Here is a 22,604-nt window from a genome sequence, read left to right on the forward strand (position 1 = left end):
ACGTTCAGAAGTATCATTATCCTCATTTGTCTCATGGCAGATAGGTAACCAACCTATTTTATAGCCGATAATTCTCGCTCATCTCACGGCGTACCAGGCTAAATTGCTCCACAAATGATTAAAGTCCCACCTTGGTTTATTCAGTTGTCAATGAACAAACAAGGAGAGACTTCTATTTTTGTATTCTTTTACGAAAATCTGTTAGATGTAACAAATAATCCGTGCTCACACTATAAAGATTTGAAAGCTTAATCAAAATATCTACTGGCAATTCTCTGGTGCCACTTTCTATTCTAGAATAAAAGGATTGACTACAACTCAAATAATTTGAAATAAACTCTTGACTATAGTCAGAATCCTCCCTCAAATCTCTTAGTCGCCTATACATTCGTTCACTCCTAATGAAATTATAATTAAGATTTGAACGAATCTTAAATTTTATGCCAAATTGGCATAACAGATAATCCTACTCTGGAGAGAAATATCCTAAAAGTTCTGCTTTATGGATTGCCTCCTGCCTATTATTAACACCTAGCTTTGAAAATACATTTGCCAAATGATTCGAAACAGTCCGTTTGCTTAAAAATAAGGTTTCACAAATCTCATCAATTGTTAAACCATTTCTGACCGATTCTAACACTTCTATCTCTCGTTCAGACAAGATATCCACGATTTCTTCTACCGAAAAATACTTTTTTCCACTATATATACCTTTTAATTGAGTAAGAAGCTTATCTGGATCGATACTTTTATCAATAAAAGCATAAGCTCCCATCTTCTGAGCTCGATATTCATAAATTTTTTTGCTATATCCTGTTAAAATAACGATTTTAATACCTCGTTCTTTTTTTATCATTTCTTCTGCCAAGGCTAATCCATCTGTTTCATAAATACTAGTCAAATTAATATCTATCAAAATGATATCGTATCGACTATAATCAATATCATCTACTGATTGAAAATTTTCAATTAAATCAACATAATCAATTGTTTCTGATAGCTCTAAAATCATTTTTATGCTCTGACTAAACAACTTGTGATCATCAATTAATAAAATTTTCATAGCATAACTCCTTATCTATTGGTAATTGGATTTCTACTTGAAACATAGCATCCATTGTCTGAATTTCTATTGTTCCACCTAAAACACTGACACGATTTTCTAAATTCTTTAACCCATAACCAAGATGGTTACTAGAAATATCATAATCATTTTTACAAGATAAATAAATAATATCGTCAGATACAGAGAGAGATAACGAAATAATATGGCCTGACGAATATTTAACAGCATTGGTCACTAACTCTTCAATAAAGCGATAAAGAATCTTATCATACGGTTCCATTAGAAAAAAATCAGACTGAAAATCTGTTTCAACTTTTTTCATAGTCTCATATCTCCTCAATATTCTATCAATTAATGATGTATATTTTTTAGTTAACTCCTCATTGCCACTACTCATTGGTTGATAATAATCCATTCTCTCTCGGATACGTTGAACTAGTTCATCTGAGACATATCCAATCTGAGTTCTAAACTTCTCATCTTCTCCATATTTATTAAAATTTTTAATAGCCATCACGCTTTGTAATACTTCGTTATGAAGAAATTCTGCGAATTGTTGCTCTATATCTTCATTAGCTAACAAATTCTTCACCATCTTATTTCTTTTCAAAAATAAAACTTCTAAATAATCTTTTGCACCCGTTAGCCGCTTACCTCTAAATAATCTAATAAATTCTTCCGTTAGAAATCCAACTATCAGCACAAGTAAATTAAAACAAATAAAACTTTGTTTTAAGTCTAGCCTTACAATAATAAATGTAGTAACCAAAAGGATACTTACCCCCAGTAGTACTTTTAAACTTGCCTCAATATATAATAGTTTCAACTCATCTATCTTTTTTTGAAAACTCATATAAATTGTTTTCAAGTGGAACGCAACAAGTACCAAAAGAATTTCTACATACCATAAAAAGTTTAAAATACCAATATCAGTCGTATTAATATATAAAATAATATAAGTAACTGGTAGGAAAAATGAAAGGAAGGTTAAATTTTTCCTCTGGTAATTTAAAAAAGATTTCAACTCTTTTTTATACATCATTAACAGAATAATAGGTAAGTAAGAAATGAAAAATGATGTAAATATAGATAAAAATAAAAAGAGGGGCTTGCTAAAAAAATAAGATATCTCTGTAATAATTATAACAATAAAAGTTACAAAAAATAGTTCCTCACCTATTTTTTTACCTAACAAAATAATAGATACTGAACTATAAACTAATAGAAAAGAATTAATGGGATGAAGTAAATCTAAAAAATGGAATAATGTGTGTTCAACATTCAAATTCAGAGCCAATTGCCAACTAATTAAAAATAGCGATAGTAATAGCCACAACTTCAATTCACTATATTTAAACTTTAAGAAATTACAAATGTAAGTAGAAATAATCAACAAAATAATAAAAACAACTGCAAATTTTTGAGTAAAAGTTGATGAAAAGTCAAATGGAATTTGAAGGTATATATAAATCATTAATATAAAATGATTTATTAAAGTGATCCACCATAACAATAGTGAGTTATCAGAAATATTCTTTAACCACGTCTTCATATTTAAAATTTCCTACTATGATTTTTTATTATCATTATATCACAAAACCAGAATAAGGATAGCTAATATCCTATTCTGGTTTTCACTCATCGGGTCTGATTACTAGCCTTTAAACAAACTTTATAGGTAAAATAGATATAAACTGCAAATAAGCCAATCATAAACAATAAATATTTTGCATCAATGACAACTGTCGTATTCGCGAAATTTTCAAAGTAGCCTAATAAGCTGTTACTAAGTGAATAACTCAATGGAACAGCTATTAGCAACGGGATTAGAAAATAGGCAAGAATCTGTTGAAAAATAATTTTTTTATTTTGCTTTCTTTGATTTCCTAGTAAATAAAGTATATTGTAATCATTAACGCTTTCTAATGCATTTGTAGAAGCCTGCAACGACAGAATACTCAATGTGATGACTGTAAAAATAACTCCCACAAAAATTAGAACTAACACAATGACTCCCATAAATCCTAGATATAGTTCTGCTGATCGAACTTTTGTTTGATATACAAAATCAGATTGATTTCCTTCTTGATCCGTAAAATAATAATTTTCAATCCAGTTCTCTAAAAATGATTCAACATTTCGTTTATCAATCCCTTTTTTATATAAGGCTACATAATGTAAACTGTTAACAGTCAATTTTTTCGCTACTTTATCAGGAACGATCAATGTCCCTCGATCATTATTTTCTACTGTAGTAACAAAATAAACATTTTCCAAAGCACTTTTAGAACTTGACCTTAACTTTACACCGGAAACAGTCAATTCGTTATTTTTAGAGAGAAATTCCCTAATCTGCTTCCTAGTGCCTTTATAGTTTGCATTTATTAAAAATTCATTGTCTGACAAACTGACTTCTTTTTTCCCTTGAAGTCTTAATAAAGAATTGTAATCAGTAAGCGAAACAATATTAACGAACGAATCTCCTAATTCTTTATCTAAATCCCATAAATTGCTTGTATCAATAATATCTTTATAAGTCAATTCACTTATATAAGTTGGATACTCAAACTCTTTATCAATAATCGAAAAGTCAAAACCATCTTCTTTTAACTTACTCTTTACATCTATATTGTTATAATGGTATTTTTCTCCCTTAAACATCTGCACATCAATATCATAAGGAATAAATTTATTTAAATCATTACTCAATGAACTGTAGGCGCTACCACTAAAAATCAATAAGCTAGTTGCTAATGTCAAGGAAAGCGATAATACCGATATAGTCACCGAATTACGATCTGCCTGTTTAGATAGTTGTCTGAGTTTAAATGAATTATATTTCTTGAAATACCAATTTGGCAATGAATAAGTTAAGCGGATCAAAGAATGGCTTAATGTACTGTAAAAAATAAATATAACTAGTACAAACAGTGTTATAAGTAACATTCCCCAATTTCTAAGAATTGAAATATGAGTATAGTCTGATAGATAGACACATCCAAAGCAAATAACTAGTGCCGATAAGATAAATAATAGCACTTGCCACTTTGTTTCTCCTTTCGAAAAAATAGAACTTTTAACACCATTTTCTTGAATAAGAGAAATAATAGCTTGCTTTCTAAAGGTAAATATGTCCATCACACCAATAATTACACTTGTTGCTAAATATGATATTCCTAGTAAATTCACTGATTTCATGTCTAGGAAAAACATATTACCAAAATAATTCCCCATAAAAAAATTAGAGGCAATATGTGCTAGAACAATCAGTACTCCTAACCCTAAAATAAATCCTGCAAGCAAAGCAAACAGATTAACAACCATTGTCTCACAGAAAAGCGTTCCTACAATATGACGTTTTTTCATCCCCAATGTTGCGTATAGACCTAGCTCTTGTTTTCTTCGGCCTAATACGAAACCAGTGGAGTAAACAACTAAAAAAGCAATTGTACTCAATACAACGTAAGATAATAGCCCCATATATTGTGTCATAATGGTTGTCATCATCTCCTTAGCACCTGATAAACTTTGCATGACAGGATGATTTGGCAAAGCATTAAATGCATAGAGTAGACTATAAATTAACGTCAAACTAAGAAAGTAAACTGTGTATGTCTGTAAATTTCTTTGAACATTTCTAAGAATTAATTTTGGATACATCTTACTTCTCCTTATCGTGTATGTTTATAAATTTCTTGTAAATATTCTTCATTTGATAAAGAGTGGCGGTACATATCTGCTGTAACTTGCCCATCCTTTAACAGAATAATCCGTGATGAATACTTAGCTGCTGCTGGATCATGTGTCACCATTAAAATGGTAATGCCAAAATCTTGATTAATATCTTGCAGAAGAGCCATTAAATTTTCTGAGTTAGCCGAATCTAAAGCACCTGTTGGTTCATCTGCAATAAGCAGTTTAGATTCGTCAATTAGAGCACGTGCAGTTGCAACACGCTGTCTTTGTCCTCCTGATAATTGATTGGGAAATTTATTTCGTAATTGACCAATTGATAATTTTTCTAGGATATTTTCTATTTTTAAATGACAATCAGAAACTTTTTTTCCTTGAATCTGTAACGGTAAGACAATATTCTCATAAACTGTTAAAGTTTCAACTAAATTATAAGATTGAAAGATATAGGAAATATTTTGTGAGCGATAGTTTGCCAACTGATTATCTGTTGCATTGATTATATCAAATCCCTCAAAGGAAATATCACCTGACGTCGGCTTATCAATTGTTGAAATACAGTTTAACAAAGTTGTTTTTCCACTGCCGCTTGCTCCCATGATAGCAAGAAATTCTCCTGTCTTTACAGAGAGATTAACATCCGATAAAGCATGAACTAGACTATCTCCCTCCCCAAACTCTTTATTTAAATTTTTTACAACTAATTGTGACATAAGTATTCCTCCATTTCTATTTTACAAGACTATTATAATCAATCTGTTCTTTAATATCATGAGTAATTCGTGCATAATCTCTCTAAAGACAAGTAAAAAAGCCATAAACTAGTATGGCTTTTTAAATATACATCATTTCCGTTCTTTCCGTTTTTTCATAACGTAGACGACACCAATAATGGATACTCCTAAAATCAATACGGGAGCATAAAACTCAAGTGTTCCAATAATTCCTTCCATCTTACCCTCCAATCTTGTTCATTCTATCCACAGCGGACATTTGGTGATGTACATTCATAAGAAAAAGTGAAAGCCCACCCACAGCGACCTTGACTAGTCATTCGAACTGCAGTTCTGAATCCAGCTGCGGAATTACCTGATAGTTCTTGATTGTCAATTTCATGACGCAAGCTATCAACTTCTACATAATTTTCTTTCATTTTGTTCCTCCTATAATTTATCATTTAACTCTATCTCTGTCAACTATAACAAGGAAAGTTTACACATCTCAAGAAACATATATACTTCCTAAATTAACAATTAACATTATTACTTGTACATTCATAAGAACATGTGAAACATCGACCGCAGCGACCAGCCAGAGTCATTTTAAATGCTGAATACCAGCCTCCTGCACCAGAAGTTCCTTCCAATTCTTGAGTGCTAATTTCAAAGTCTAAAGTGTCAATTTCTGAATTATATTGCTTATTTTTCATATTGTCCCTCGCAAAACTTTCCTTGTTTATAGTAAATTTAACAAACTCTATTTATCAGAATAAAATTTTCTAATCCTTAGTTAACCACATTTTACATGATTACTAGTACATTCAAATGAACCTGTAAACCATCGACCACAACGACCTGCTAGACTTAATTGAACTGCCGTAAACCAGCCTGAACCTGATTTACCCGAAAGTTCTTGTTCTTTTACTTCAAAATCCAAATTATCAATCTCTGATGACATTTTCTTGTTTTCCATCGTTTTCTCCTATTTTTATTTACCACAACTTACGTTGTTACTAGTACATTCAAATGAACCCGTAAACCATCGACCGCAACGACCTGCTAGACTTAATTGAACTGCCGTGAACCAGCCTGAACCTGATTTGCCTGAAAGCTCTTGCTCGTTTACTTCAAAATCAAGACTATCAATTTCTTCACGTTTATGAATATCTTTAGTCATAAACAACTCTCCTTTCTTTTTTTAGATGATCATCTTTACACTACTAAGTATACATCGTTAAATAGCTTTAGTAATGAGTAAATCGTGCAATAATATTGAACGCTTTAAAAATGACAATACAGATTGATTAGCTATATATTCTAATATAGTAATAGACTCCGTGTGAAGTATCTTTTTCTATCTATGTCAAGCTAGCTTGAACAATTAAAATGGAACAATCAATTTAGCTCTATGACAATGTATCTATCATAATTCTCACACCTTCAGCATACTGCTAAAGTTGGAGGCTATATTGATGTCACAATGGAGTATTTCTTTGGAAATTCCACAATCTTGTCGTTGTTATCAGAAAAACAAAAATAATCTGTTCTTAAAGTTCGTATTAGAAAATTAAATTAAAACTTACCTTGTTTCAAGCTCTCAATCAAGAAACAATAGAAACCATTTTGAATAAGGTATTAATCTATGGCAATTTGACTAACAAAATTGGCTATTCTTTCAGAGAAATATCATTATGAACCTCTTGGCAATTACCAAGCAACATAAGCTTGATTTAGAAAAATATACCACCTATCTTCTAAAACATTTTCCCAATGAGAATACACTAACAAAAAGAAGTTCTAAGAGCCTATTTACATAAGCTAAGATTATACAAGACAATCACCGATAACGAAAAATCTCCAATTGACCCATGAGGATAAATTAGAGATATACAAGCTAAAAAAACAAGGAGTTAGTTGGTCACAGATTTGTAGCCAATTTGATGTCAACGTCAGTGGACTGAAGTATCTGATTCGCTTGATGGACCGCTATGGTATTGAAGTGGTCAAAAAGACCAAAAATACATACTACTCTCTTGAGTTAAAGAAATAATGGATACAGTGTCCCTTCAGAGCTATTCTTTAAGACAAGTTTCACGCGATTACGCTCTCCCAAATGACAGTATACTCTCAGTTAGTGTAAAATAAATCTCGGAAACACCTTTACAAAACGAAAAAAGTCCTATATCCTAGGAGAACACCACATTCCCTTAGAAAGATATAAAACTTATGACTATTGTAACAGAGATTTCCGAGATTTTAAAGTCTAGCAAGCATTTATTAAGTATCCAACTTTTTGGGGTCAATACAACCCCTTGGTTAACGAGGCTTCAATGAACATCCTGGCTCACTACGGAAACATGGGCTTCCAAATCAGATAGCCTTCAATAAGATTTCCCAAGAATTATTATCAGCTATAATCGGTAAAAGAAATCTAATTTCTAGAAAATCCTTGAACTACCAAACTCTACACCAAGTTTTTCTGAGTTATTTCAAAATATCTAACTTAATTTGACAAATGAGGTTTTGCAAAATTTTCTAAAATTCTAAATAATTATTTTGTTTTGCAGGAAATCTAATAAAAAGAGAGAACCATCTTGATTCTCTCGTATGTTATGGTAAATCACTCACTATCCTTGACGAAGTAGGATTCTTTTCAATTTTTTTTACATTTTCCAATATTGTTAGTAAGTGATACTATAAAATTAAACTCCATATCTCTGAAACATAAGATTATTCTTACTTTTCTTGGAAGTATGATACAAATGATAAGCATAATCAACTCATTTGATGCAAAATAACTTAAACTTGAGATTTTTTATTAAAATTAATAATTCATTTGATAAAGTTGACTGTATAAACCATCTCTATTATTTAATAGCTCTCTATGCGTCCCTCTCTCAGAAATTTTTCCATTGTCCATAACAAAAATCTGATCAGAGTCAATAATTGTAGATAAACGATGTGCAATCAAAATTATAGTAATATTCTGCTCTTTAAATTTTCTCATTATTTGTTTTTCGTTTACATTATCTAAATAGCTTGTCGCTTCATCTAAGAGCATAATTCGAGGTTTCTTGACTAATGCTCTAGCCAAAATAATTCTTTGACGTTGCCCACCAGACAAGTTCAATCCCATCTCCGAAACTATCGTATGATACCCCATAGGCATATTTTGGATTTCATCGTGAATATTTACTAATTTACAAATTTCCTCTACTTCTTCTTGTGAAATAATATTATCACCTATAATATTTTCAAGAATAGTTTTATTAAAAAGCGTCATATCTTGAGGCACAATTCCAATTTGTTGACGTAAGTATTTTTTCTCAAATTCATCATAATCTATATTATCAAACAATATTTTTCCTGAACTTGCTGGATATAGACCAATTAATAACTTAGATAGAGTGCTTTTTCCAGAACCAGATGATCCGACAATTGCAACCTGCTCTCCTTGTTTTATTTCTAAAGAAATATTTTCTAAAACTTTTTTACTATCTTTTGTATATGAAAATGATACATTTCTTAATTCAATATCACCTTTTAAATCAAATTTTAATTGTCCATTTTCCTCCATGTCTTCTTCTAAAATTTCAACTATCCTAGCTAAAAACGTTTTACTATTATAAAATGATACTACTGTTTCAAAAATATTATTAGTTTTACTGAATAAAAGAGTACTTAAAGAATAAAGTGCAAATACACTTCCTATACCAACACTACTATTTGATTGTAAGGAAACAAATAGCAATACAAAAGGTGAAATAAATGTGATAATAGTAAATAACGAATTCACAAATCCTGAAAAAATTTCGCTACATTTATACCTATATATATTTTTATCAAATAAACTCTTCCACTGCTTATATGTCTGGTCTTCAAAACCTTCCATTTTAATTCCCATCATAGAATAAACCATTTCAATTTGTTTATTCTGTAAGTCATTTTGAGAAATTATAAATGACTTATTTCTTTGTTCTAAACTCTGTTTGGTCAAGAATAATATAGAAAGATTCAAAAAAAGCAATAGAATAGCTAATAAGGATATAATATAATTAAATCTAGCAAAATAGATTAAAATGCAAATAGCAAACCCTATATCTAAAATCCCAAGTATAAACTGATTTGTAAATAACTGTCTGATTCTAGACAAACCATTTATTGAGTAGATTAAATCTCCGCTACTTCTAGTAGAAAAAAATTTATAAGGTAATTTAAATAGGTTACTTATCACACTATTGTTTAGTCCCTCATCAATAGTACTTGTTAATATAATTGCAAAATATCTCTGGCACAACATGATAATAAAATATATGGAGACAAAACCTAAGAATCTAAGTAATAAATCGAATTGTTTAATAAATACTCCCTGCGATACTTCGTTTAAAATTTGTTGCATCCATAGAGGAAAAATAAAATTTACTCCATAACTACCTAGTGTTAAAAAAAGTAATGGAATAAAATATGACCAAGTTTTTAACAACTGTTTATAAACTACTTGAAAGTTTTCTTTACTCTTTCTACTAGATACTTGTGAACTATCTACTATACTGATTAGATACTCTGAAAAACCTTCTGAAAATTCTTCCAAACTATATCTAATTCTACCAAGCTCTGGATCGACAATCCATACAAATTTTTCATTTGCCTTCTCAATTACTACAAAATGTTTACTTTGCCATAAGGCAATTGCTGGAGTCAAAATTTTAGAGAAATTTTCAACTTGTTCTTTAGGATAACGAAACGACTTAATAGAAAATCCAATATTTTCTAATATATCAATTAAATTTCCAAAATTTGTTCCATCCCTTCCGGTTTCTTGAATATTACGTAAAGCTTTGACAGAAATCTCATGATCAAAATAACTTGATACCATTGCTACACAACATAAACCGCACTCTGTTTTTTGATGCTGTTCTATAAATGGTACTCTTCTCTTCATTACATTCCTCCTCGTAAAATAAGTTTATGGGGATTTTTCAATTCCAAATTTTTAATAATTGTAAAAACGTTAACTTGACTATTGCAAGGTTTTCCAGAACAATAGAGTCATGGAATGGACTCATGGTTGTTTCTTTTCCTCCTTGTTGCTTAGACTTCATTTTAAAGTCTGTTACCCAAGCGTTGTTCCTACTTCCAACACACTAGCTGTTTCCATTATGCTCACTTCTGTACGTAGTAGCGTACAGGCGGCAGGTGAGCTAGTGATTAGAATTCTCTTATGCGAGGCTGTTGGTCCAACGTGTTTCTGGGGAACCTTACAGTAGTCAAGAAACTTTCCAAATACAAATGAAAGGAGACCTTCCAAATGAAATGTTTTGTCGGTTTAGATGTTAACTCTACCAAATTAGATGTCTGAATCATGCTTAGTGATACAACAACTCCCTTTACAGCTTCTCTTCCCAATGACCTAGTAGGTGCTTCTGAAATCAAGAAACAAATTCTTGAACTCAATGACTCCTATTCATTTGAACGCATCGTCATTGGTTTGGAAGCCACCAGTCTCTACAGCTTTCACCCTGCCATGTTCTTTCATGAAGACAGCGACTTGAAAGCTCTAAAGGTTGAGGTCATGGTCGAACAGCCCAATAAGATTAAGAAATGGGAAGCCTTTGAAGAAAACAAGAATGATACCCTTGATGCCTTCTATATTGCCGATTATTTCCGTATCGAGCGATTCTCACCTGCTTTTCTCAAGGAAGAGAAATACATGGCGCTCCAGCACTTGACCAGAACCAGGCTTCAACTCATTGAGCAGTTGACCAAGACCAAGTAGCACTTTATTGAGAACATCTACTACAAGTGCAATACCTTATCAACTGAAATCAAGAATGAGAACCTCTCGACCAATCTCTGGTCTAGTACAATCATCTCTCTTATGACAGAAGACTACTCCCTAGACGAATTAGCCACTATTGCTCTCGAAGATCTGGCAGAATTTCTCCAGAAACTAGGAAGAGGATGATTCAAAGCTACTGAAAAGCTAGCGAAAGCTATTCAAGCGGTCATTCGTGGTTCTTATCGTCTCTCTAAACTCCAACAGGATTCTGTCAATGTCATTCTTGGGCTATTAGCTCGAGAAATCAGAAATCTGGAACAAATGATTAAGGATATTGATAAAGCTATTGAAGACATGGTAGAAGTTATTCCCGAATACCAGTGTTTATCTTCTATGCCTGGTGTTGGTAAAGTTTACGCTGCAGGAATTATCGCTGAAATTGGACAGATTTAGCGATTTAGAGATCATCCTCAAGTCGCTAAATATGCAGGATTGAATTGGAAACAGTATCAATCTGGGAACACTAACTCTCAAAATACGGAACTTGTAAAACGAGGCAATCGCTATCTTCGCTATTACTTAGTTGAAGCCGCCAACTCGGTGAGGCGACATGATAGTGAGTATCAAACCTTTTATATGAAGAAGTATCAAGAAGTTCCTAAACATCAACACAAACGAGCCATCGTCTTAACCGCTAGAAAATTTGTGCGTCTGGTGGATGCGCTACTACGCAACCGCCAACTCTATACGCCACCAAGGAGGCTTATGGAAGATAAGTGATTATCGGCACATGTCCTTGGATAAGCTGGCGAAAAAACGTTTTTCGCTAGGTGTTTTTAGTGCACCCTTTTTTCTAAAAAATCAACTAAAAATTAATCAACTTTCTATTAACTTTTTACCACTTAATTTAATAATAGCAATTCATTAAGACATTTTCTACCTGCCTTATAATTAGCCATCAATATTCCCATTTCACCTGTCAAAACACCCCAATCATCAGTTTCATAGGTCATTTTTTCTAATAAATATTGATTGCTTTCCTGATGTATCGCATTTTCAAATTGATTAGTTTGAACAGGTAAAATTGAATCCAAAATCACCAAATTACCCACATTCCCATGACAAATTGAATTATCCAAATTTAATCCATTAGTTAGTATATCTTTGCTGTAATATTCCACTTCTTCAGATAACAATTTGTCTGATAACCCATTAATTAACAAATAATGCTTAGCTTTTACAATACCAACAATACCATTACACCATGAGTAGTATTTAGCATTTTTTCTTAATTTTAGAACTCTATTGTGATCTAGCTCCTCTCTCTCTTTCCTTAAATAGTCTTGTACACACTGAATAATCATTTTTCTAATATTTGAATCTGTACTTAAACTTAAACTATATTTATATAACTGAACAATTACACCGTAATTCCCGTGAGCATACCCTGGATCTTCTGAAATCCAGCCCCCTTCTTCAGCATATATTTTAAGCAGACGTTGAACAATTAGTTTCATCAACTTATCTGTTAAATTTAATATATCTAAATTTCCTTTAAATGTACTATTGACTTTCAATAAAACACCTAAAATACCAGAAATCCCACCTATAATATCCAAATTATCTAAATTTGAAACTATATCTTTAGTTCTAAAAATGGTTTCAAAGATACATGTTTCAATCTCTAAAGGAATATCTTTATTACTCTCCTTTAATACACACAATGCATATAGATAGCCATAAATTCCAGTAAAAGCCCCAATATTTTGATACGTAATATCAGAACTAAAATCCTTTATGTAGTTAACAGTGTATTTCATTACTCCAGAAAAAAGTTCTTCTAACTCCTTGATTTCTAAACTATTGATTCCAAGTAAAATACCTGCTGTACCTGAATATAAATCATACTTCATAGGTGATATGTCATAATTTTTATCCATAGCTAGCATTGCTAACCAACTAATTTCGCCATCATGTTCAAACCTACTAGATAATAGTCTTTTTACAAATAATTCTCTTCCAAAGTCTTTTCTTTTAAGTGGTTCAATATTTTTTACAAATAATTCTGTTCCCATAAAAGACATATTAATGATTCTCTTCTGACGAACTAAGTTTGAAGTAGATGCTATTTTTATTCTATTTAAAATTTTCTCTACAATACTTTCACCCTCAAGTGATAAAATATACTCCTTAACTCCATTTGAAATATTATTATTAGATGAATCGGAATAAAAAATCGGAACATCATCATTTTTCAATTGATTAATCTCATCATGAATCATTTTACTATCAAATTCATTTGAAATATCACCATATTCATATAATCTAAGAAAATACATTTCAAAATCATAACGATTTTTTAATAGTTCTGGGTGATGACTTGTCTCTAGTAATTGTACATATATATTAGTATTCCTATAAATGTATCTCGTTTCACAATTATTAAAATATTTCTTAATCATTTTTGAGATAACTGACTTATTATCAACAAAGATTCTATAAATCTCTTCAAATCCCTGTTGAACTTGAGGTAAATAATTAGAACAAGAGATATTCTCACCCTCGTATCTAACAGTACTAGGAAAGCTTCCAACCTCTTTAAAAACTTTTTCAATTCTGATTTCATCAGTGCCAACATTAGACAGCTTATGAGTTAAATAAGGAGATTCTCTTCTTGCTCCAGAATTTAATGCACCTATTTCCATTCCTTTGTTATTATTAATTGAATATAGTGTCATTGGCAAAATACCTGTACTATATACTGAGTTAGCTACAAAGTCATACATTTTATGTACAGATGTATTAATTTTCTCATTTTCGCTAAAATGAAGAATTGTTTCATTATCGATTAAATAAGGAAATCTCCCGGACGCTAATACATTTTCTCCATGATAATCTTTTGCACCAAACAAATGTAAAAATGCTAAAATTTTCCCCATATTTTCAAAATATATTTTAACATCTTCTAAAGTAGAACATTCTTGAATTTCAATCATTTCTACATAGCTATATCCTTTCTTAATTAAAGTCTTAGGGATAAATAATGTATCCGAGATTCCAAATGTCTTTTCAAATTCTTCTGCAAATAATTTTAAATTAACATCCAATATCATATTACGAGGCTTATACACAATATCCTTATCTTTGAAATTTAATATACAAACTGTCTTACCTTTAGAATGAGTATCACCGGCATTAAAATTAATTTTGAATAATTGTAAATCCGATACTTTAAAATAATTCTGAATATCTTGAATGTCGTCTTCTAAATTATTTAAAATTTCTTGGATATAAAAACTTATATTTTTTAATTTTTGATCTAATACCTCATATAACATTGGGTATCTTTTATAAAAATCAACAATATACTCTTTATCTCGCAATAAAATATCTATATAGTATTTATATCTATCCTCTCTACTCTCCCCCAGAAGTTTTGAATTTCTGCGTAAATCATTAATTTCTAAGACAACTGTACGATAACTGATATTCATACAAATATCAAAAAAATATTCTTCAATACTTTCTATAAAAGTCTGTTTATCAGAAATATAATTCTTAGTTTCAACAATACTATAAATCTTTTGGACATATTTATAACACAATGGTTTATATAAATCTAACCAATTAATTCTAGTCTTAAGCCTTTGCTGTGGAATATATAAAATCCATTCACATTGTTCTAATGCTTCTTCAATAAGTAAATTTTTACTTTCATCATAGTCATTATATAGTTGTTCCCATTCATTGAGCCCTTTCCCTGAAACATTCTTTAAAAATGTATCTAACTCCTGAGAATTATTGACATTATTAAATAGTTTTATCCATTTATCTGTAATTGCTGACATAGTAATTCCTCCTTATAATTACTTTAAGATTATCAAATTTTCAAGTAATGATAATGAGTATTCTATGCACTTTTGAGATTGAGAGAAATCTATTTTTAAAAATTTATATTTATTGTCATCAACAAACCTTTTTACTCCATTGAAATATTATCTCGTTGTTTGAGTTTAAGAGTTCCTCCTATATTTAACACTTTTACAAATGTTTCTAACTTTCTGGCTAATCCCTCATATTCATCAATTTCTTTATCAAATTCCTGTTGCATTATCAGTATGTCTTTATTAAGCTGATCTAGAGTTATCGATTCTGTCATGTTCATTTTAGAGAAGTCGTACTTAGCTAATTTCTTACTTTCGTGATCCTCACTCTTCAGATTAATAAATACTTCTGCCATCTTGTTCAAGGTGGCGATTTTTTCTTGTGTTTCTTCCAGCTTCATATCAAGCTCTGCAATTTCTAATACAAACTCATCTTTGATTTCTTGGTATTGTTTGTTTGCGTTAGACAGTTCAATCATAAGATTAATTTCAGAAATCTTCTCTTGAAGACTTTTTAAAGTTGGTCGTCTATAAGGGAGTTTTTGGCTATCGTTGGTCAATTGCCTGATTAAAGTTCTCCCTTTGATAAAACAATTTTTATCCGAGTTTACTTTGTTATAGACAAAGTAAGAGGACGTTTCTCGAATGTAAACTTTATATTTTTTCTGATTTTCTCCTTCTAGGATATCCAACTGATAGTTGGGAATAAAGATGAGCCCACTTTGTTTGATACCAAATGAAACCTTGATATAGATACCATCATCAACTAATTTCTCAATCTGATTATCCGTAAGTTCAACTTCAAACTCATGAACGGCATCTCGTTTTTCCTTGTATTTCTTGAAGGCTTCCTCGATTTCTTCTGCGGAGACTTTCTCCTTATGCTGCTTCTCTTGAAAAGTCTGATAATCTTCCTGAATATTTTCTAATGCTTGAATATCTCTTGCCTCTTTGTCTTCAAAGTAATGGTTAAAAAATGGAATGTCGTACAATTTCTTATCACTAACTTTTTTATGGCTTAGAGTAATCTTTTGACCATCTTCTTCTAGGGTAAAAATCACATTTTTTTGTTTTAACTCTATGGTTAGATTCAACTCTTTTGCTCTTACATGCAATTCTTCTAGTGAATGAACAGACTCTAATAAAAATTCTAAACGACTTTCAATCTCTTGTTTGGCAAAATGTGTTCTTAAAAATTCTTCATCATATAAGTCCCGTTTACTAAGTTGGCGACCTCGAATTGGTTTTGTCATTGTTCTATCAGTCATCAAAAAACGACTATGCTTCTGACTAAAATCAATCTGGACATGCAGCTGCTTTGCTTTCTCTAAAAAATCATCAAACGCTTTAGATTGCTGCATCAAAAAATAGAGACGTTGTTTCAATTCAAACTTATGACTAAATTCCCTATATTTTTTATAATCTCGGTAGGAATAACGCTTCTCAATAATTTTTGCACCAGCCATTTTAGAAATACGATCAGAAATCATCCGTAAGTTCCGCTCCTGGGCATAATCCCATTTGAGTTTCTTATCTGAATTGAGATCAACAGAATTGATAAGTATATGATTATGGGTATGTAACTTGTCTGTATGAGTAGCTACGATGAAGCGATAATTTCCACCAGTCAATTCTTTCACTGTTTCATAGCCAATACGATTAATTTCTTCAGGAGTGAGGCTGTCCTCAGGAGAAAAAGATTGAATCACATGATGGGCATGAATTTTTTGTTGTTTTCTTTCCAAACGGTCATTTCTCGAATCATACAATTCATCATTATTGATGAAATTGATATTGTACATCTTGACCATCTCTTCATAAGTTGGAAAGTCCAAGTAATTACTCATTCCAAAATCAGAAACGAATTCAAGATTATTGGTCTTCTCAGGATTGAGAATATATTTGATTAAGCGTCTACGATATTTTTTCCCATGAGTCGCAAAGTGTTTAGTGACTACCATGAAACTCCTTTAGCGCTTTAACATTCATATGAAACTCTTTCTCAACTTCAGAAATCATCTCGTCAATCCCTTGACTCAAACTTTTTAGTTGTTCCTGAGAAATGAGATGACTTTGGTTAATCGCACGTGTAATCTGATTGATGTTATTTCCAATCCTTCTCAATTCAAAAACGAGTTCCTTATAATTTGAAGTGTCAATTGTTAAAAATGTCATGTTTGGATTAAGCAATACTTTTCTAGCATATTCGGAAAAATTTTTACTCCTACTTTCTGCAATACGATTATTCAGTTGTTTTAATTCACTATCTGTTAAAAAGACTTTTTTCAAGTTGGTTCTGTAACGATATTCCATACTAACCTCTTATCTCATATACTTATCACGAAATGATTGACTTAGAGAATGTGATTGGCTTACTTCCACAATCAACTCCTGAACACAGGTCAATAAGATTGAAACATGCTCTTGAGTCACTTGATGATTTTGCTTAGCGATGACTAGTACCTCATATAAATCACGGCTAACCTGTTCTAACTTTTGTGATTGCCATAGGGAAAACCACATCTCAATACTTTTGTCATCGTCATCAGTTTTAAAGAGGTTATGCCGAAGAAATTCTGAAAAACTCTCTATCTGCTGATCTTTCATCATCTCTTTTATCTGTTTTTCTTCTTGTCTCGTCATTCTAAACTGCTTTCTAACGAGCCTAATATCTTGTTTCATTCTATCCATCCTTTCAAATCAGGCATTGTCTGACAATGTGAGGCAGCCTGACATTGTCAGACACCCCTCGAAAGACCTAACTCGTTCCTTGTTCGGTCTTTGCGAGCTCAGTTATTGTGTCCACAATAACCTAAAATCTAATCGCCAGCTGAACCCAAACCTTACAGGTTGGTCAGCCGACGATAAGAAAACATGGTGGCTTCGCCCCCAAACCCCCAAGAAAAAGTCAAGGGTTGATTTTCTAAAACTAGATAGAGTGTAACAAGAGAGAGCTGAAAAAATTATCACAGGAAAAGAAAAAGAGCCATTTGGCTCTCGAAAAATTTCTGAAATGAAATAGCTTAACCTAAAACTTCAAAATCATCACTACCATCGGCTTCACCTGTTAGACACGTGAAGCACATGTAGCTCCCTACCAGTGCACTCCCTGCTACCCAAATAGGAGATCCACAATTCATACACCTTGCCCCTCCTTCTTTTTCTTCAAGTACTGCACGCAAGGTTTCTTCAAGCTCTTTGGGATTGATGTCTGGATTATTATTGATAGTCAATTCGACAAATTCTTTGATTGAAATAAGATTCAATACTTTACCTCCGTTCTAATCTATTTTTTAGTCCGTGTCCATCTAAGCACTTATCATATCTTTATTGCCAATAAATCCATCCAATTTTTTGGAAAACCATAGTGTCTCAAATCCACTTGTTCTTGATTACTTTCTTCCAGAAGCTTTTGTAATTTTTTATTCCAAAAATTCTTAGTTTCTATGGACATTGACAAGATAAGATGTCTCATTGCTATAAAATAGATAAATAGTGTCTTGCTATCATTCTCTGAGTCTGTCACTAGCAACTCTCTGTCAGAATGATGAAAAGCTGGCAGTGTATGGTGTAAGCGACCATATAATCTGCCATTGTGTGAGCAAATATTCCTAAGATAACGAAGAGCGTTACACCAAGACAATAAGATTTTAGCTGGAATGTTATCATCCTTGTCCAAGGGAAGACTAATATAGGCAGCAACCTTATTTCGATATTCTGGTTGTAGGGCAACGAGGAAGGACGCTATATTTCCAAATGTCATTAAACGAAAAACGGTCCAAGGTAACACGACCCCATATTGGTTAATCTGATTCTTGATTGTGGCATCATCTTGTTTTTCCAAAATCAATCGTGACAAATGATATTTTGTTTTCAAAACAATATCCAGCCTCTTAGGATTTTCTTTTCGGTATTTAGATTGTTCTGAATAATAGAGAGTATCATCTTCAAAAATATAAGAAGTTTTATTGTATCCAATCGTCAGAGCATCAGCTGTACTCTTCTTCAAAAAAACTTCGATACGCTCCAATATCTCTTGAAGAAAATTTCTAAAGTAGCTATCAAATAAGTAAACTCTTTTTGCTTCTATGTATTTTCTGTCCACCAACTTCCCATATTGAGAGAATGATTGGAAGTCTATATCTCTTAAAAAGTCAATACAATCCTGTTTATAAAAATCATCATTCCCATTGTATTTGAAAGACCAGTTAGAGTTTTCTTTCATATGGACATATAACTGTTCTTCAGTTAAAGCCGGCTCAAGAGAACATTTTAATTGAGTTGGTGCTAATACTGGTCTATAAACCAACCTAGTTTTATCAGTAATATCTAAATCTAACGGCAAATAGTCCTTAAAATTTATTAATTCAAATACATTATTAGGCATAAAATATCTCTCCGCAATATGAAAAAAGGCCACCTAGTTATACATTGCTGTACCTTCGATGACTTCTAATCTAACTAAATTATACCACAACACCTCCTACTAAGCAAGAAATATTTTTACTTCGTTTGATTCAACGATGACACATATTTCAAAAAACAGGCCAAAATAATTGGTCTGTTATTTGTTATTATTGCTCTCTCGCCTACCTTGTCTAAATCTCTCAATGTTTTTTTCCAATTGTTCCGTGTCAAGTTTATTTTTCGCTTCTTGGATCGACTTATCAAGACTTTGTTCCTCATCGGTTATAACGCTTTGAGATAATTCAACGTTCCTATCAGGCTTAAATTTTGTATCAAAAACCACATCTAGGAGTTGTTCTACTTTGGTTAGTTCAGTATCTGACATCTCTGATAGTCTATGAATCAGTCGTTTAAATCGGTCTTGATTCTGTGTTTTCTTTTGAAAGAATTTCATTACCTTCACCTTCTCCTTAAATTGTAAAAAGGTAGCCCGAATAGGACTACCTGACTTATAAATCATCAATAGCTACTGAAATAGCCTGTAACTTTTTATTTTGGATTTTCTTTTCATCAATCAATTGATGAAGTTCTTCAATTTGCTTCTGACAGGCGGAAATATCCTTGTTGTTTTGTGCAATGGAATCTGCCAAGTGTTGTTTATAGTCACTTGTGATATTTACTTTCTTCGGCTGACTTTGTTTAACTTTTAATTCGGGTGTCTGTACATCTTTAAATTCTGACTCCTTTTTTTGCTGTTCAAAAGCAGCCACATAATCTACTTCTTCAATTGGTTTTTCATCCTGTTTATGGAAGAGTGCTGCGATTTTAGCTCGTTCTTCATGGGACGATGTTGGTTTCACATCATCTAGTGGCTGATCAAAATTCCATGTTTTACTCATTCTGTATCCTCATTTCTGTAATTTGGGTGTAGTGTGGTTTCTTTACCAAAGGCTTGCTCTAGTGCTTCATGAAATGACAACTGACTAGATTGTTGCCGTTTGATAAAGGTACTGTACATAGCTGTTTGTAGTTGGTCACGATAGTGTTCCAATTTCTCTGTCTCACGTGAGACCTTTTCTTCTTGCCTAGCTACTTTTTCAGCCAGACGTTCAATCACACTCATAGGGTGTCCTCCTTGTCACTTTCTAGATTATGATAGTGGACTTGATTTTGTTATCACAATTCCATAGCACGCTCTCGTTTAGGTGGAGGATGATTCTTATTAACTTGTGCTTGGGCTGTTTGGATACAATCACTTAAGGATAGTTCACTCTGCTGTTTCACAATATCATTCCAATCTGACTTTGTTTCAAGTCCTTGCAATGGTGGTAAATCTTGAGAAAGCGGAAGTCCTTTATCTGACAGTTTCTGACAAAATTCTCTTCCTGCCTCATCGTTATCAACAGCCAATGTTAATGCATTTGAATGAGTTTGGAAGAAGGTTGTCGTCTCTTGTATTGCCTGAAGATAATGACTAAGTCTGCTTGGATTTACTGTATCTAGAAATGCCAATTTCCCCTGTTCCTCTGCTGCTAGACGCAAGGTCTGATAAGCAATCACAGAAAGTTTTAAACCTTCCATTGAAATCAGGCGAACATCGGATAATTGCTTTTGGTAAAGCTGATAATAACTCATCATATCGATAACTGATTCACAAAAAATGAGTCGCTTAGGATTCCCAATATCGAAACTAATACCGACATAGCCATGAGATCCTTTCATGATTTTTTTGAGATAACCTCGATCGTGTTTTTCTTCATTTTTGACGAGACCTTGAAGGCTTGCGGCCTGTAAGGTCCCGTTGTGGTCATAGCTTTTTAACACTAATACGGGCTCCGATTGATAAGTAGCTTGAGCAAGCAATCCTTGTCTACCAAAGGTATTGATAGTCTGATCACTTAGGCCACGGATGTCTTTTAAGTAAATACGTGCTTGCTGAAAGGGTTCTTCATGCAAATAATATTGAAACGGTTGATAAGTTTCTTCTATCAACTTAGCTTGTTCAAAATCCCCAGTTTCAAGATAGGATACAGCCTCTTTGAAAGTAACGCCTGCCACTAATTGAACAAAGTCTATCACATCCCCTTGTATATCTCTTGAAAACCATTTGAAAGTATTGGTATCCGCAAAAATCCGAAAGGAATCATGGTCTGGGTGTTCATAAATGTGTCCTGATAAACGTCTGAAGGAATAACCCAGACTTTCAGCCACATTTAAAATGGCCTTTTGTTTTACTGCTTTAATTCGTGTCATCTTGTCTCCCTATAAAAAAAGCAGAAGAATGTCTCCTGCTAGTTGTTCTCGCTTGTTGTAGTTCCTTGGATCGTTGGTATGCTGGAATTAGCATCATCTGTGGCTTCTTTCATGTCTTCCAGTTTTCCATTCCATATGGTTACTTGATTTACCAAGAGCTTGTCGGAAACTTTGGAGTAGGATATCATAACCGTCTTGGTTTCTGTCTGAGTGGTTCGCTGTTGTTGCTCACTCAAATCAGAAACATAGGTCACTTGATAGGTAACTTCCGCAAGTGCAACATTGCTTTCTGTATTGACATAGATACTGGCTGATTCAAATCGGTAGTCCAGCATATAATCTTTATAAACTTGATTGATCGCTTTATTCTGATTTGCTTCCTCTTCTGAAAATGCCGAGTCCGTCATGTAAGGCTTGATACGAGCGTTATTTTCACCCAGCTGAACCTTGGTGAAATATTGAGTGAGAAATTCTTTGACAAGCTCATCTGATAGGACTGTCGCTCTTTCCTCCTGCTTTTTCTTTGACACAAGTTTATTGGCTTCTGCTCGTATTTGGTTCTCTGTTTGCTTTGAAATGGTTTGTGAGCCAATCGTGTAGCCAATCATGACCATAAAACTGACTGCGATTAAACCTCCTACTCCAATCAGAAATCGAGCTTTCACTTTGTTTAACATGGCTTACTCCTCTATTAGTGATAGCTTCATCATATCAAGATTAGCTTGGAGATTTTATCACAAGAAAAATATGATTAACTACAAATTATGGTATACTAGTGATAATTAATAGTTATCGGTAGGAGA

21 protein-coding genes and 1 pseudogene are annotated in these 22,604 nt (G+C 32.4%); 1 reads left to right on the plus strand and 21 read right to left on the minus strand.

The window, feature by feature from the left end; all coding sequences use genetic code 11:
• Window positions 1–172: 172 nt before the first annotated feature.
• From SST62_RS0110365 to SST62_RS0110410, 10 genes are all read right to left on the minus strand, one after another.
• Window positions 173–388, minus strand: coding sequence for a helix-turn-helix domain-containing protein (locus tag SST62_RS0110365; RefSeq protein WP_024395821.1), 216 nt, complete (start codon window positions 386–388; stop codon window positions 173–175).
• Between the two features lie 78 nt (window positions 389–466).
• Window positions 467–1,063 carry a response regulator transcription factor gene (locus SST62_RS0110370; RefSeq protein ID WP_029187296.1) on the minus strand — a complete coding sequence of 199 codons (597 nt, stop codon included), beginning with the start codon at window positions 1,061–1,063 and terminating at the stop codon, window positions 467–469.
• Window positions 1,044–2,618 carry a sensor histidine kinase gene (locus tag SST62_RS0110375; RefSeq protein WP_024394053.1) on the minus strand — a complete coding sequence of 525 codons (1,575 nt, stop codon included), beginning with the start codon at window positions 2,616–2,618 and terminating at the stop codon, window positions 1,044–1,046. Before SST62_RS0110375 ends, SST62_RS0110370 begins: the two co-directional genes overlap by 20 nt.
• Window positions 2,619–2,704: 86 nt before the next feature.
• Window positions 2,705–4,726, minus strand: a complete 2,022-nt coding sequence (locus SST62_RS0110380) for an FtsX-like permease family protein (protein WP_029187297.1) — start codon at window positions 4,724–4,726, stop codon at window positions 2,705–2,707.
• A gap of 11 nt (window positions 4,727–4,737) precedes the next feature.
• On the minus strand, window positions 4,738–5,472 hold the full coding sequence (locus tag SST62_RS0110385; RefSeq protein WP_024394055.1) for an ABC transporter ATP-binding protein: 735 nt from the start codon (window positions 5,470–5,472) through the stop codon (window positions 4,738–4,740).
• Window positions 5,473–5,735: 263 nt separating this feature from the next.
• Window positions 5,736–5,912 (minus strand): salivaricin M family lantibiotic, encoded by a 177-nt coding sequence (gene slmA, locus SST62_RS0110395; RefSeq protein WP_024394056.1) that lies wholly within the window; start codon window positions 5,910–5,912, stop codon window positions 5,736–5,738.
• A gap of 93 nt (window positions 5,913–6,005) precedes the next feature.
• Window positions 6,006–6,188 carry a salivaricin M family lantibiotic gene (gene slmA / locus SST62_RS1000000112450; RefSeq protein ID WP_024394057.1) on the minus strand — a complete coding sequence of 61 codons (183 nt, stop codon included), beginning with the start codon at window positions 6,186–6,188 and terminating at the stop codon, window positions 6,006–6,008.
• 80 nt (window positions 6,189–6,268) lie between these two features.
• Entirely contained in the window at window positions 6,269–6,451 is a 183-nt protein-coding gene (slmA, locus tag SST62_RS0110400; RefSeq protein WP_024394058.1) for a salivaricin M family lantibiotic, read from the minus strand.
• A gap of 15 nt (window positions 6,452–6,466) precedes the next feature.
• A complete protein-coding gene (gene slmA, locus SST62_RS0110405) occupies window positions 6,467–6,655 on the minus strand; it encodes a salivaricin M family lantibiotic (RefSeq protein ID WP_024394059.1) in 189 nt (62 codons plus the stop codon).
• Between the two features lie 1,647 nt (window positions 6,656–8,302).
• Window positions 8,303–10,420, minus strand: a complete 2,118-nt coding sequence (locus SST62_RS0110410; RefSeq protein WP_024394060.1) for a peptidase domain-containing ABC transporter — start codon at window positions 10,418–10,420, stop codon at window positions 8,303–8,305.
• Window positions 10,421–10,840: 420 nt separating this feature from the next.
• Here SST62_RS0110410 and SST62_RS01000000111760 point away from each other — a divergent pair.
• Window positions 10,841–12,037: pseudogene (locus SST62_RS01000000111760) on the plus strand (IS110 family transposase).
• Window positions 12,038–12,159: 122 nt separating this feature from the next.
• Here SST62_RS01000000111760 and lanM read toward each other — a convergent pair.
• The 11 genes from lanM to SST62_RS0110475 form a co-directional block, all read right to left on the minus strand.
• Window positions 12,160–15,105, minus strand: coding sequence for a type 2 lanthipeptide synthetase LanM (gene lanM, locus SST62_RS0110425; protein WP_029187299.1), 2,946 nt, complete (start codon window positions 15,103–15,105; stop codon window positions 12,160–12,162).
• A gap of 131 nt (window positions 15,106–15,236) precedes the next feature.
• On the minus strand, window positions 15,237–17,102 hold the full coding sequence (locus SST62_RS0110430; RefSeq protein WP_029187300.1) for an SAG1250 family conjugative relaxase: 1,866 nt from the start codon (window positions 17,100–17,102) through the stop codon (window positions 15,237–15,239).
• Window positions 17,089–17,454, minus strand: a complete 366-nt coding sequence (locus tag SST62_RS0110435) for a MobC family plasmid mobilization relaxosome protein (protein WP_024394063.1) — start codon at window positions 17,452–17,454, stop codon at window positions 17,089–17,091. Before SST62_RS0110435 ends, SST62_RS0110430 begins: the two co-directional genes overlap by 14 nt.
• Before the next feature lie 9 nt (window positions 17,455–17,463).
• Complete coding sequence (locus SST62_RS0110440; RefSeq protein WP_024394064.1) at window positions 17,464–17,823, minus strand: SAG1252 family conjugative relaxosome accessory protein; 360 nt, start codon at window positions 17,821–17,823, stop codon at window positions 17,464–17,466.
• Between the two features lie 341 nt (window positions 17,824–18,164).
• Window positions 18,165–18,407 carry a hypothetical protein gene (locus SST62_RS0110445; protein WP_002936408.1) on the minus strand — a complete coding sequence of 81 codons (243 nt, stop codon included), beginning with the start codon at window positions 18,405–18,407 and terminating at the stop codon, window positions 18,165–18,167.
• 53 nt (window positions 18,408–18,460) lie between these two features.
• Window positions 18,461–19,528: an Abi family protein gene (locus SST62_RS0110450; protein WP_017768987.1), complete on the minus strand. Its 1,068-nt coding sequence runs from the start codon at window positions 19,526–19,528 to the stop codon at window positions 18,461–18,463.
• 177 nt (window positions 19,529–19,705) lie between these two features.
• Entirely contained in the window at window positions 19,706–20,002 is a 297-nt protein-coding gene (locus SST62_RS0110455; RefSeq protein ID WP_029187301.1) for a hypothetical protein, read from the minus strand.
• Window positions 20,003–20,057: 55 nt separating this feature from the next.
• Window positions 20,058–20,447, minus strand: a complete 390-nt coding sequence (locus SST62_RS0110460) for a DUF5945 family protein (protein WP_029187302.1) — start codon at window positions 20,445–20,447, stop codon at window positions 20,058–20,060.
• Window positions 20,444–20,671 carry a DUF5965 family protein gene (locus SST62_RS0110465; protein ID WP_000110922.1) on the minus strand — a complete coding sequence of 76 codons (228 nt, stop codon included), beginning with the start codon at window positions 20,669–20,671 and terminating at the stop codon, window positions 20,444–20,446. Before SST62_RS0110465 ends, SST62_RS0110460 begins: the two co-directional genes overlap by 4 nt.
• Window positions 20,672–20,724: 53 nt before the next feature.
• Entirely contained in the window at window positions 20,725–21,801 is a 1,077-nt protein-coding gene (locus tag SST62_RS0110470; RefSeq protein WP_029187303.1) for a toprim domain-containing protein, read from the minus strand.
• 38 nt (window positions 21,802–21,839) lie between these two features.
• Window positions 21,840–22,478, minus strand: coding sequence for a hypothetical protein (locus tag SST62_RS0110475; RefSeq protein WP_029187304.1), 639 nt, complete (start codon window positions 22,476–22,478; stop codon window positions 21,840–21,842).
• Window positions 22,479–22,604 lie beyond the last annotated feature (126 nt).

The sequence above is a fragment of the Streptococcus suis YS56 genome (genome assembly GCF_000440115.1).
Lineage (GTDB): Bacteria > Bacillota > Bacilli > Lactobacillales > Streptococcaceae > Streptococcus > Streptococcus suis_L.